This window comes from Luteimonas granuli, from assembly GCF_007795095.1.
Taxonomy (GTDB): Bacteria; Pseudomonadota; Gammaproteobacteria; order Xanthomonadales; family Xanthomonadaceae; genus Luteimonas; species Luteimonas granuli.
On sequence record NZ_CP042218.1, the window covers coordinates 1,393,009 to 1,405,365 of the forward strand.

The 12,357-nt window shown below is 71.5% G+C and carries 9 protein-coding genes; 5 read left to right on the top strand and 4 right to left on the bottom strand.

Annotated elements, in window-relative coordinates:
• Nucleotides 1–280 precede the first annotated feature (280 nt).
• Complete coding sequence (locus FPZ22_RS06370) at nt 281–1,147, top strand: ferritin-like domain-containing protein (RefSeq protein WP_144891429.1); 867 nt, start codon at nt 281–283, stop codon at nt 1,145–1,147.
• 45 nt (nt 1,148–1,192) lie between these two features.
• Here the strand turns inward: FPZ22_RS06370 and FPZ22_RS06375 are convergent, their stop codons facing one another.
• Nucleotides 1,193–4,057, bottom strand: coding sequence for a TonB-dependent receptor plug domain-containing protein (locus FPZ22_RS06375; RefSeq protein ID WP_144891431.1), 2,865 nt, complete (start codon nt 4,055–4,057; stop codon nt 1,193–1,195).
• 261 nt (nt 4,058–4,318) lie between these two features.
• On the opposite strand from FPZ22_RS06375, the gene FPZ22_RS06380 reads away from it, so the two are divergent.
• Together FPZ22_RS06380 and FPZ22_RS06385 are read left to right on the top strand one after the other, a co-directional pair.
• On the top strand, nt 4,319–5,710 hold the full coding sequence (locus tag FPZ22_RS06380; protein WP_246120951.1) for a glycosyltransferase family 2 protein: 1,392 nt from the start codon (nt 4,319–4,321) through the stop codon (nt 5,708–5,710).
• A complete protein-coding gene (locus tag FPZ22_RS06385; RefSeq protein WP_144891433.1) occupies nt 5,707–6,630 on the top strand; it encodes a hypothetical protein in 924 nt (307 codons plus the stop codon). Before FPZ22_RS06380 ends, FPZ22_RS06385 begins: the two co-directional genes overlap by 4 nt.
• 19 nt (nt 6,631–6,649) lie before the next feature.
• Here FPZ22_RS06385 and FPZ22_RS06390 read toward each other — a convergent pair whose 3' ends face one another.
• Nucleotides 6,650–7,447: a sulfite exporter TauE/SafE family protein gene (locus tag FPZ22_RS06390; protein WP_246120952.1), complete on the bottom strand. Its 798-nt coding sequence runs from the start codon at nt 7,445–7,447 to the stop codon at nt 6,650–6,652.
• A 57-nt stretch (nt 7,448–7,504) separates the two neighbouring features.
• On the opposite strand from FPZ22_RS06390, the gene FPZ22_RS06395 reads away from it, so the two are divergent.
• Nucleotides 7,505–9,448 (top strand): lytic transglycosylase domain-containing protein, encoded by a 1,944-nt coding sequence (locus FPZ22_RS06395; protein WP_144891435.1) that lies wholly within the window; start codon nt 7,505–7,507, stop codon nt 9,446–9,448.
• A gap of 1 nt (nt 9,449) precedes the next feature.
• Nucleotides 9,450–10,727, top strand: a complete 1,278-nt coding sequence (locus FPZ22_RS06400) for a multifunctional CCA addition/repair protein (protein ID WP_144891438.1) — start codon at nt 9,450–9,452, stop codon at nt 10,725–10,727.
• Here the strand turns inward: FPZ22_RS06400 and FPZ22_RS06405 are convergent.
• Nucleotides 10,687–11,106, bottom strand: coding sequence for a VanZ family protein (locus tag FPZ22_RS06405; protein ID WP_144891440.1), 420 nt, complete (start codon nt 11,104–11,106; stop codon nt 10,687–10,689). The two genes, FPZ22_RS06400 and FPZ22_RS06405, sit on opposite strands and share 41 nt — an antisense overlap.
• Complete coding sequence (locus FPZ22_RS06410) at nt 11,106–12,293, bottom strand: class I SAM-dependent methyltransferase (RefSeq protein ID WP_144891442.1); 1,188 nt, start codon at nt 12,291–12,293, stop codon at nt 11,106–11,108. Before FPZ22_RS06410 ends, FPZ22_RS06405 begins: the two co-directional genes overlap by 1 nt.
• Nucleotides 12,294–12,357 lie beyond the last annotated feature (64 nt).

Genomic DNA, 12,357 nt, shown 5'->3' on the forward strand with positions numbered 1-12,357 from the left:
GCGAGGACCGCACGCCACGCAACGCTAGCCGGATCGCTCACATCTACCCCCGCGACACATGTGGGATGATTGGCGCTGGTCCACCGCGACCGCCAGGCGCGGATGGCTTCGGGCCAGTATAGGCGAGGTGCCTGCAATGGGTGGAACCCCTTCCGACCGCGGCCTGCACGAACCGTTTTCCCTCGGCACCGACAGGCGCGACGCGGATCGGCCTTGGCGCCAGCACTCCACGCGGCGGCGATCACTTCTTCGGGACGATCCCGACATCGACGTCGTCAACATGGCCACGCTGGTGCGTATCGCCAAGGCCATCGAGGACGAAGCGGTCCGTCGCTACGCCCTGCTCGCCGGATTGATGGACCGTCGCGGCGAACCCGCAACCGCCCTCGCCTTCCGCGTGATGCTGGACGAGGAGCGTCGCCATGTGGTGGCCGTGGATCGCTGGGCGGCCTCGGTGGGAGAGCCAGGTCCCGCGTCAGGCGACTTCGAGTGGCGGCTGCCGGCCGACCTGTCCAGCTCCTGGGAAGACATCGCCGGGAGCGCCTTGCTCACGCCATACAGGGCCTTCGCGGTGGCGGTCGAGAACGAGGAGCGCGCGTTCTCGTTCTATGCCTACCTGGCCGCCCGCGCCGAAAACGAGCAGACCAGGGCGGAAGCCGAGAAGCTCGGCGCGGAAGAGCTTCGGCACGCGGCGCTGCTGCGCCGATGGCGACGTCGGGCCTACCACCGGGAGCGTCGTCCCACGCGGCCCGGGCCGCCGCAGCTCGACTCGGTCGAGACGTTGCGCGATTTCCTGGCACGGCAGGAAGCGGCCATCGCGGCAGCACACTCCGCCCTGGCGGCGCGGCTGAAGCGTGCGGGCGACGTTGCGAGCGCGCAGCTTCTGGAGCGTCCCGTCCCCGGGTCGCCGCAGCCGCGGGTCGCCGGCGCCGTTCCAGGGTTGGAGACAGCCTGGCCGGGCACGGCTGGCGAGTCCGACGAGGATCCGCGCCACTTGCTCGTCGATGCGCAGAAGCCGCTGGAGGCCCTGGCGGATGTCCTCGAGGGCGTCATGGCCACGGCCGATGGCGATCTGTTCGACGAGGCGGCCGCCGCGATGGGCGGCGTCGTCGAGCGGATCGCCCGGATTTCGCTGCGGACCGACTGAGCCCGGCCGGCGCGGAGTCCGCGCCGGCCAGCCTTCCGTCGCGATCTAGAACCGCAGCCCCACCCGCGCGTAGAAGAACCGCCCCGGCAGGTCGTAGGTGGACGCGTCGTAGCCGTTGAGCGAGCAGCTCAGGCAGATCGGCGGGTCCTCGCCGGTGAGGTTGTTCACGCCCAGCACGAAGCGCAGGCCGCGCAGCCAGGCATCGCTGTTCCAGGACGCCTGCAGGTCGTGGTAGGTGGTGGCCTCCATGCGGTTGCGGTCGGCGACGCTGTCGTCGCAGATCGGGAAACCGTTGGCGCCGCCGCAGGACTCGCGCAGTTCGCCGATGTAGCGCATGTTCCAGGCCAGGGCCCACGGGCCCATGCTCCACTGCGTCGACAGCGTGGACGTCCATTCGGGGATCGCGCTGTCGTTGACCTCCACGCCCGGCCCGCGCGGCTCGGCCTGGCCGGACTCGTTCACGAGCTCGAATTCGCTCACGAACGTGGCCTTCGCGTCGAAGCGCAGCTGGCCCCAGGACTGCTCGGGCAGCAGCCAGCCGAGGCTGAAGTCCCAGCCGTCGGTGCGGATGGTGCCGAGGTTGTCGAGGATGTCGTCGAAACGCACGATCTGGCCGCGGTCGCTGCGGTCGTACGAGGCGCAGGAGAACGGATCGGCCTGGAACACGCAGCGCTCGAGGATCGCCTGGGCGTCGGGTGCCTGGATGGCGTCGTCGATGGTGTGCTTGTAGAAGGTCAGGCCCAGGTCCATGCGCTCGGACCAGGCGGTGCCGGTCGCGAACGCGGGGCTCCACACCGCACCCAGGTTCAGGCTGCGGCTGGTCTCGGGCTGCAGGTTGGCGTTGCCCGAAGTCACCACCGAGATCTGCGAGTTGGTCTGCACGTAGTCCGCGGGCACGCCCTGTGCCACGCACTCCGGAAGGACCGCGTTGGCGGCACCGGAGCAGGGATCGACCAGGGTGGCGTCGAAGCGCGACAGCGTGCCGTACAGCTCGCCGATGGACGGTGCGCGGAAGCCCTGCGCGAACGAGCCGCGCAGCACCAGTTCGTCCGCCAGCTGCCAGCGCAGGCCGAGCTTGCCCGTGCTCTCGCCGCCGAAGGTGGAGTAGTCGGAGTAGCGGCCGGCGATGCTCATGTCCAGCGCGTTGCCGCGCTCCGGGTTGGCGAACAGCGGCACCGCGAGCTCGACGTAGATCTCGTTGACGTCGTAGTCGCCCGAGGTGGGGCCCGAGGGCACGCCGTTGTATTCGCCGGCCACGGTGATCGGGTCGGGCTGGTAGCTGCCTTCGTACTTGCGGTACTCGTAGCCGGCGGCGAAGCCCAGCGGACCGGCCGGCATCTGCGCCAGCGCGCCGGTGACGTTGGCCGATGCCAGCGTCAGCGTGTTCTCGCTCTCGTCGCGCACCACCGGCTGGATGAAGGCCAGCATCTCCGGGGTGATGGTACCGGCGCCGCCGAACAGGTCCAGCGGCACGCATCCGGCGATCGCCGCGCAGGCGGCGGGATCGCCCAGGGCCTCGTTGATGCGGCGCAGGTTGTAGCTGCCGAGGTTGGTCTGCTCGGCCTTGCTCTCGCTGCGCACCACGTTCACGTCCCAGCTCCAGGGACGGGCGTTGACGTCGAAGCTGCCGTCCAGCCCCGCGGCCACGTACCAGGTCTCGACGTCCTGCCGGTAGCGGCGGGGGCCGCCTTCGACCGGGCGGCGTCCGAGCAGGAACAGGTTCGCATCGGGGCCGACGGTGGTCAGGTCGAAGCCGAAGGGGTTGTACGGGTTCAGCGCCGAGATCACCAGCGAGCTTTCGCCCCAGTGGTTGTAGATGCCGGCATCGGTGCCGAGGAAGAACGGTTCCGGCGCCGCCTGGTTGGCCGACTCGCGCTCGTTGTACAGGACGCGCGCGTGGGCCCCGATGTTGTCGTTGAACGCGAAGCGCACCTGGCCGAACACCGTCTTGCGCTCGGACGGCGTGAGCAGCAGGTTGTAGGGCGCGAAGTTGAAGCGGTCGGCGGTGGTGAAGCAGTGGAAGTCGTCGGTGCGGGCGCAGCCCTGCCCGGGGACGAAGGTCGGCGCGGTGGCGCCCGTGTTCGTGGTCAGGTTGTGCACCAGCCCGGTGTTGGGATCGAGGAAGACGAAGCGGCCCTGCGGCGTCGCGGAGCTGCCGTTGGCCAGCCCGGTGCCGGGCACCGGCACGCTGGACGGACCGTATTCCAGCGAGGACACCTCTTCCTGCTTGAAGTACGAGCCGCCGACGAACCACTGCAGGCGGTCGGTGCCGCCGCCATAGCCCATGTCGACGCCCCAGGTGTCGCCACCGAGGTCCTCGTAGGTGCCGTAGTGCAGCTCGACGTCGCCGCCCTGCACGTTCTTGCGGGTGATGATGTTGACCACGCCGGCGATGGCGTCGGAACCATAGATCGACGAGGCGCCGTCCTCCAGCACCTCGATGCGGTCGACCAGCGCCAGCGGGATGGTGTTGAGGTCCACCGCCGAGCCCACGCCGGAGCCCGAGGATTCGTTGATCCAGCGGATGCCGTCCACCAGCACCAGCACGCGCTTGGGGCCGAGGTGGCGCAGGTCGACCGTGGCCGCACCCGCGCCCACGCCGCCACCGTCGGGCGGGAAGCCGAAGTTGCCGCTGGAATTGAACTTGGTGTTGAGGCCGGCACCGCTGGCGGTCAGGTTCTGCACCACGTCGGCGACCGATTTGAAGCCGCTGCGGTCGATGGCCTCGCGGGTGAGGACCTGCACGGGAACATGGGTCTCGAGTTCGGACTGACGGATGCGCGAGCCGGTGACGGTGACCCTGTCCAGGGTGGTGGGATCGGGCTGGTCCTGTGCGAAAGCGACGGGAACGACAAACGGGAGCGCGACGCAGATGGCGGCTGCGAGCGCGCAACGCGGTGGCATGGTCATGACGCTCTCCTGGTTGTTGGAAAGCCGGGCCGTTGTCCCCCTCCGGACCGCCGGCTGCCCTGTTGTAAACAAACTGTAAAGCCCGGACAAGCCCCCTGAATATGTGACGAGTGGCACGATTTGTGCTTCTTTTTGGGGCATGTGCGCCGCCCTTTGCTGCATCCGGCAGCGAAGTGGCGGAATCCAGGGGCTACCTCGCGGCGTTTTCTGACGCTCAAGGTCAGTCCTTGGCCTGCACCTGCCCACAAGGAAGCACGACCGGTGAACAAGGAAACCCGCCCCGCCTGGCCATTGGAGCCGGCGACCGAGCCGCCACAATCCGCGTCCAGGCGTGGTTTCTATCTGCCCGTTCCGCTGAAATTCGGTCTCGCGCTCACGATCGCGATCGCCTGGACGCTGCTGAGCATCCGGCTGTCACTGCCCTGGCTGTCCGACCTGTCGCGCCTGGTCGGCCGGCCGCTGGCCATCGGCATGATCACGTTCATCGCCTATGTCCCGGGCTTCATGAACGGCTTCCTGATTTCCACCATCCTCCTCGACCGCCGTCCCCCGCGGCGGCGGCCCGACCAGTATCCGGCCGTGACGGTGCTGGTGGCCTGCTACAACGAAGGCGCGAACATCGAGCATACGGTCACCAGCCTCGCGCGGCAGGACTACCCGGGCCCGATGACGGTGCTGGTACTCGACGACGGCTCCACCGACGACTCCGTCGAGCGCGCGGAGGCGGCCATCGCCGCGGCGGAGCCGAGGCCGGGCCACTCCTTCCGCGTGGTCCGCGGCGAGCGCAACGTCGGCAAGGCGGGCGTGCTCAACCGCGGCCTGGCGATGACGACCGATGCACTGGTGGTCACCGTCGACGGCGATTCCTGGGTGTACCGCGACGCCATGGCCCAGCTCGTGGAGCGCTATCTGTCCGACCCTCCCGGCACCCGGGCGGTGGCCGGCGCGGTGCTGGCGAGGAACTCGCGCCAGAACTGGCTCACGCGGGTGCAGGAGTGGGACTACTTCCACGGCATCGCCGCGGTCAAGCGCATGCAGAGCATGTACCACGGCACGCTGGTGGCCCAGGGCGCGTTCTCGATCTACGAGCGGACCGCGCTCGAAGAGGTCGGCGGCTGGCCGCAGAGCGTCGGCGAGGACATCGTGGTGTCCTGGGCGCTGCTGGAGCGTGGCTATCGCATCGGCTACTGCGAGGACGCGGTGGTGTTCACCAACGTGCCCGACACGTTCGCGCAGTTCGCACGGCAGCGCAAGCGCTGGTCGCGAGGGCTGATCGAGGCGTTCCGGGCCAGTCCGAGGCTGCTGCTGAAGCCGCGGCTGAGCCTGCTCTTCATCTGGTGGAACCTGTTCTTCCTGCCGCTGGACGTGGTCTACACCCTGGTGTTCATCCCCGGCGTCATCGCGGCGCTGTTCGGGTACTACCACATCGTCGGCATCATGACCCTGCTGGTCCTGCCGCTGGCGATCCTCTGGAACGCGCTGATCTTCCGCACCCAGCACTGGATGTTCAAACGCCAGGACCTGAAGGTGCGCAGGAACCTGCGCGGCTTCTTCATCTACGTGCTCGGGTATTCGATGGTCCTGCAACCGGTCTGCGTCTGGGGCTACATCTCCGAACTCGCCGGCCTGCGCAAGAGCTGGGGAACGAAATGAGCGCGCGCACGGGCTTCGCAGCGCACGCGGCGCTGTGGCTGGCGTTGCTGGCTCCGATGGCCGCATCCGCGGTCCAGGCCGCGCCGCCGGCGGCCGGCGGAATCGAGGTCTTCGCGTCCGACGACGCCGAGGACACCACGATCGCGAAGACCGCGGTCTCCGCATATGCGCGCTACGACGATGCGGGAAACCACCTCGGGCTGGTGCTGGAACATGCGCGCTTCAGGCCGGTCGGGGAGAGCGGCTGGACCGATCACCGCGCCTACATCGCCTTCGCCGGCGGCCGAGACCATCTGGCCTGGGACGGCAGGATCGGCACCGACGGCCAGACGCTGCTGGGTCGCGCATCGCTGGTGCGTGACCAGGGGTGGCGACAGGAGTACTTCGTCGAGCGCGACGTGCTCGAGACCCGCGCAGGGCGCGACGGGCGCTACGTGACTTTCGCCGGCGCCGCGCTCGACGTCCCGCTGGGCGGACGAGGACAGCAGGTCACGCTGCTCGCCGGCCTCCAGGACTTCCCGGGCGACAACCTGCGCAGCCACCTGCGGGCGACGTACTCGCTGCCGCTGCTGCCCGACCAGGGTCTCGGGCTGCAGGTGCGCGCGCGCAGCTTCCACAACAGCCATCCGCGCGAGCTGGACTACTACTCGCCGCGGCGCTTCGACGAGATCCTGCCGATGTTGCGGCTGCGCCGCTTCCGGGGTGGATGGCTGTACTCGGCCGCCGCGGGCGTCGGGCGCCAGCGCGAATCCGGCGCCGACTGGCGCGCCGCACGCCTGGCCGAGGTGCTGGTGGAAAGCCCGCGCAGTTCGAGCGACTGGTACCTGCGCATGCATCTGCTCTACAGCAACACGCCGGTCGGCGACGGCACGAACTACGGCTACCGGCAGCTGCACCTCCAGGCGGTCAAGGGCTTCTGACGACGCCCGTGGCGCCAGCTCAGCCCTGCAGCACCAGGCTCAGGCCGACGCCCACCAGGAACACTGCGAACACCCGCCGCAGCGCCGGCCCGCTGATCGCGTGCGCCAGGCGGGTGCCCCAGGGCGCGGCCAGCACCGAGGTGATGGCCACGCCGATGGCCGCGGGCAGGTAGACGTAGCCCACGGCGCCCTGGGGCAGCCCTCCGGGCGGCGCATTCAGTGCATAGCCCACGACGCTGCCCACGGCGATCGCCACTCCGCAGGCCGAGGAGGTGCCGACCGCGCGCACCGGCCGCACGCCGCGCCACACCAGGAGCGGCACGGTCATGCTGCCGCCGCCGATGCCGACCACCGCCGACAGCGCGCCGATGCCGGTGCCGGCCGCCGTCATCGGCAGGCCCGTGGGCACGATGTCGCGGCCGCCGTCGGCGCGCGTGCCGCCGAAGGCCATCTGCGCGCCGGCCAGCAGGCAGTACAGCGCCACGATCCAGCGCAGCACGATGCCTTCCAGGCCGACGGCGAACCGGCTGCCCAGCCAGCCGCCGACCAGCAGTCCGGGCAGCATCCAGCGCACCGTCGGCCAGAGCACGCTGCCGCGCCGGTGGTGCGACCGGGCCGATGACAGCGCCGTGAAGACGATGCTCGCCATCGAGGTGGCCAGGGCCGCGTGCATCGCCAGGTCGACCGGCACGCCCTGCAGCGGCAGCAGCCAGGCCAGCGCCGCCACCAGCACCAGGCCGCCGCCGATGCCGAGCAGGCCGGCGAGCACGCCGGCCAGCATGCCCAGCAGCGGGAACATCCAGAACCCTTCGATCACATCGACTCCTTCAGCATCGGCCGGGGACCCGTTCGATATAGTCGCCGCATGCATTGCATGAAACTCGCCATCCTACTGTCCGCGACGCTGTGCCTGTCGACCTTCCACGTTCCCGCGCAGGCACAGACGCGCCCGGAGGACGAGCTCGCGCGGCGCGCGCTGGCCGCCGCCGAAGCCGGGCAGGTACCGCCGCCGCTGCGCGCCGACCATCCGCTGCAGGGCTGGATCGCGTATGCGCGCCTGCATCGCGACCTGTCCGTCCTCGACCATGCCGCGCCCCTGGAATTCCTCGACCGCCATCGCGGCCAGCCGGTCGCCGAGGCCTTCCGTTCGGTCTGGCTGGGCGAGCTGGCGCGACGCAAGGAGTGGACCGCCTTCCGCGCAGCCTGGGTGCCCGGCACCCGCTCCGCGGCGCTGGCCTGCCATGAGCTCGAGGCACGGCTGCGCACCGGCGCCGCGGACGCGGCCTGGACCGCCGAAGTGCAGCGACTGTGGCGGCAGGCGGCCCGCTCGCAGCCGGACGCCTGCGACCCCGTGTTCGCTGCGCTGGCCGAGCGCGGTGGGCTCGATGACACCCTGCGCTGGGCACGGATCGACGCCGCCATCGCCGAGCACCAGCCCGGGGTGGTGCGCGCGGCGGCGCGCGGCCTGCCGGAAGCGGCACGCCGCCAGGCCGAGGCCTACGCCGCCTACCTGGGCCGCGCCGACGCCAGCGCGACCACGTGGCCGAAGGACGCGCGCAGCCGCCTGGCGGCCTCGCACGGCCTGGCCGCCCTCGCCCGCACCGACCCCGACGCCGCCGAAGCGCTGCTGCCGCGCGTGGCGGAGGCGCTGCGCTTCACCGACGCCGAGCGCAACCGCGTGCTCTACCGGATCGCGCTCTGGACGGTGGCGTCCTATGGCGAGGGCGGCGCGCGGCGACTGGCCGCGGTGCCCGAGGACGCCTACGACGCCCGCCTGCACGAGTGGCGCGTGCGCGAGGCGCTGTCGCGCTCGGACTGGCCGGCGGCGCTGGCGGCGATCGACCGCATGCCCCCGGCGCAGCGCGGCGACTCGCGCTGGAGCTACTTCGCCGCCCGCCTGCGCGAGCTGACCGGCGACCGCGCCGGCGCGCGACCGCTGTACGCCACGGCGGCGCGGGGTGCCGATTTCCATGGCTTCCTCGCGGCCGACCGCATCGACCAGCCGTATGCCCTGTGCCCGCTGGAGCACGGCGGCAGCGCCGCGGAGAAGGCGGCCGTGGCCGCGGATCCGGCCCTGCAGCGCGCGATGGCGCTGTACCGCATCGAGCGCGCGGCCTGGGCGGCGCGCGAATGGCAGGACGCGCTCACCCGCTTCGACGCCCACCAGCGCCGGCTCGCGGTGGAGATCGCGCAGGACAACGGCTGGTTCGATCGCGGCGTGTTCGGGCTGGTCAATGCAGGCGGCCAGCGCAGGCCCGAGGAACTGCGGCTGTACACGCTGCGCTTCCCGCTCCACCACGACCCCCTGATCCGCGCCGAGAGCGCGCGCCATGGCCTCGACCCGGCCTGGGTGGCCGCCGAGATCCGCGCCGAGAGCACCTTCGATCCGCGCGCGCGCTCGCCGGCCAATGCGATGGGCCTGATGCAGGTTCTGCCGTCCACGGGCGCCGCGGTGGCGCGGCGGCTGGGCCTGCCCTGGGCGGGCGCGGCCTCGCTGTACGACCCGGCCACCAACATCCGCATCGGCACCGCCTACCTGCGCGAGATGAAGGACAAGTACACCCTGCCCTACGTCGCCATCGCCGCCTACAACGCCGGGCCAACGCCGACCGCGCGCTGGCAGACGCAGCGCCCGGACATGGACGCCGACTTCTGGATCGAGACCATCAGCTACCAGGAGACCCGCGACTACGTGGCGCGCGTGCTGGCCTTCAGCGTGATCTACGACTGGCGCCTCGACGGCGAGGCGGTGCCGGTGAGCGACCGCATGCACGGCCGCACGGCGGCGGTGCGCAAGCCCTTCGCCTGCCCCGCCTGAGATGGAGACGTATCTCGTTGGCGGGGCGGTGCGCGACCGGCTGCTGGGCCTGCCTCCAGGCGACCGGGACTTCGTGGTGGTCGGCGCGACGCCCGAGGCCATGCTCGCGGCCGGCTTCAGGCCGGTCGGCCGCGACTTCCCCGTGTTCCTGCACCCCGACACCGGCGAAGAGCACGCGCTGGCGCGCACCGAGCGCAAGTCGGCGCGCGGGCACCGCGGCTTCGTGGTCGATGCGCACCCCTCCGTGAGCCTGGAAGAGGACCTCGGCCGCCGCGACTTCACCATCAACGCGATCGCCGAAGGCGAGGACGGCCGCCTGGTCGATCCGCACGGTGGCGCCCGTGACATCCGGGCGCGTGCACTGCGCCACGTCGGCCCGGCCTTCGCCGAGGATCCTCTGCGCGTGCTGCGCGCGGCGCGCTTCATGGCTCGCTTCGCGCCGCTGGGCTTCACCGTCGCCGACGAGACGCGGGCGCTGATGCGCGACATGGTCGCCGGCGGCGAACTCGCCGAGCTGGCGCCCGAGCGTGTCTGGCAGGAGTTGGTGCGCGCGCTGCGGGCGAGACAGCCCTCGGCCTTCCTGCGCACGCTCCGCGACTGCGGCGCGCTGGCCGCGGTGCTGCCCGAAGTGGACGCCCTCTACGGCGTGCCGCAGCGGCCCGAGTACCACCCGGAGGTCGACACCGGCGTCCACATCGAGCTTGTCTGCGACATGGCCGCGAGCCTGGCCCCGGGCGACGACGAAGTCGGCTTCGCGGCGCTGGTGCACGACCTGGGCAAGGCGCTGACCCCTGCCGACGAGCTCCCGAAGCACATCCGCCACGAGCAGCGCGGCGTGGCGCCGGTGCGCGCGCTGTGCGAGCGCCTGCGGGTGCCGGCGGCGCACCGCGAACTGGGCGTGCTGGCCTGCCGCGAACATCTCCTCGTACACCGCCTGGCCGGACTGCGCGACCAGACCGTGCACGACCTGCTGGCGCGCTGCGACGGCTTCCGCAGGCCCGAGCGCCTGCGCCGGTTGGCCACCGTCTGCGAGGCGGACAAGCGCGGCCGCGCCGGCCTGGACGAGGCGCCCTATCCGCAGGCCGCCGAACTGCTGCGGCTGCGCGATGCCGCTGCCGCGATCACCGGCGCCGACATCGCCGACCTCGGGCTGGAAGGCCCGGCCTTCGGCGCGGAGCTGCGCAGCGCGCGCATCCGCGCCATCGGCGCCGCGCGCACCTTGCGCGGCGAGGATGGCCTCAGCCCGGAGGCCGCGGAAGCCACCGCGCCTCCAGGCTGAGCAACAGGTTGCGCAGCGGCGTCAGCCGCGTCGCCAGGCCCGCGGCCACGCCGAAGGCATTCGCCACCGCGTCCATCCGGTCGGCCGTGCGGGTCTCGGTCAGCGCTCCCTGCGCCCACTCCACGCCCACGCCGAGCAGTACCAGCGCCAGCCCTGCGCCGATCAGCGCCCGCCAGCTCCCGAACAGCTGCACCGCGGCCGCGGCCAGGACGAAATAGGCGATGAAGTGCTGCAGCTTGTCGCTGATGCGCGCGTGCGGCTGGTCGACCATGGGCAGCAGCGAGATCCCCACGACCGCGACCACCGCCATGCACCACAGCAGGAACCAGACCCCGGGCTGGCGCAAGGGCTTGAGCGGGCGCCCGAAGCGTGACCGCATCACAGCCGGAAGCTCAGGTCGCCGGCCAGGAACGCGGCCTCGAACGGCACCCCGCGCGCAAAACCCATGGCCTGGAAGCGCTCGCCCATGGCCGTGGGCAGGGTGAGCTGCTGCACTTGGCGCCGCAGAGCGTAGCGTTGGGTCTCGCTGGCGGCCGCGGCCTCCTGCGCGGCGAGGCGCTGCTCGAGGCCGTTGCCGATCAGGAACGCGGCCTGGCTGCAGTAGCCCGCGAAATCGAAGCCGGCGCTGGTGCCGGCCTCGGCCAGCGCGGTGAAGTCCACCGAAGCGGTGATGTCCTGCAGGCCGACGCGCGCGAACACGTCGTCGACCACGTGGTGGCGGTGGAAGGCCCGCAGGGTGCCGCGGTCGCGCGTCTCCGCGTAGTACTCGCGGCGGGGGTATCCGTAGTCGACGAACAGCATCGCACCCGCCTGCATGCGGCCCATCACCGCCTGCACCCAGTACGGAAGATGCGGCAGCAGTTCGGACCGGTAACCGTCGCGGAACGGGCCCTCGTCGCGCTCGCGCTCCACGTGGCGCACCGCGGCGGTCATCAGCGCATCCGCCGGCACGTCGACCGTGGCGAAGCCGCCGTCGGCCTTCACGCAGACGCCCTCCTCCATGACCTCGCCGCCGCGGATCACGAAGCGCGGCGTCGGCAGCGCGTCGATCACCTCGTTGGCGAACAGCACGCCGCTCCAGTCCTCATCGCCCAGCGGCCGGTCCAGCCACTCGACGCGCGCGGCCAGCGCCTCGGGCAGGCGTTGCCGCAGGCGATCGTGCTGGCGCTCGCGCAGGTCGGCGCTGGGCTCGAGGATGGCGTAGCGCGCGGGCATGGCGTCGAGCGCGTCGAGGTGCCGGATGGCCGCTTCGGCGAAGGCGCCGCTGCCGCCGCCGATCTCGAGGAACACGCTGTCCGCGCCGAGCTGGCGCAGCGACGGCGCCAGCGACTCCACCACGCATTCGGCGAACAGGCTGCCGAGCTCGGGCGCGGTGACGAAGTCGCCGGCGCGGCCGAACTTGGTGCTGCCGGCGCTGTAGTAGCCCAGGCCCGGCGCGTACAGCGCGAGCTCCATGAAACGGGAGAACGGGATGGCTCCGCCGGCCTCGGCGATGACGGCCTGGATGAGACCGCGCAGGCGCTCACTGTGCGCCTGGGCCTCAGGATCGATCGGGGGAAGGGGCATGGGGGATTCCGGTGCGCAACGCGCGACAGGATACGGAATCGCGCGGCGCGGGACGTTATGGTGT

Coding starts and splice junctions, on each gene's coding strand:
- FPZ22_RS06410 (WP_144891442.1), bottom strand. CDS start 12,293: ATGCCCCTTCCCCCGATCGATCCTGAGGCCCAGGCGCACAGTGAGCGC.
- FPZ22_RS06370 (WP_144891429.1), top strand. CDS start 281: ATGGCCACGCTGGTGCGTATCGCCAAGGCCATCGAGGACGAAGCGGTC.
- FPZ22_RS06395 (WP_144891435.1), top strand. CDS start 7,505: ATGAAACTCGCCATCCTACTGTCCGCGACGCTGTGCCTGTCGACCTTC.
- FPZ22_RS06400 (WP_144891438.1), top strand. CDS start 9,450: ATGGAGACGTATCTCGTTGGCGGGGCGGTGCGCGACCGGCTGCTGGGC.
- FPZ22_RS06405 (WP_144891440.1), bottom strand. CDS start 11,106: ATGCGGTCACGCTTCGGGCGCCCGCTCAAGCCCTTGCGCCAGCCCGGG.
- FPZ22_RS06375 (WP_144891431.1), bottom strand. CDS start 4,057: ATGACCATGCCACCGCGTTGCGCGCTCGCAGCCGCCATCTGCGTCGCG.
- FPZ22_RS06385 (WP_144891433.1), top strand. CDS start 5,707: ATGAGCGCGCGCACGGGCTTCGCAGCGCACGCGGCGCTGTGGCTGGCG.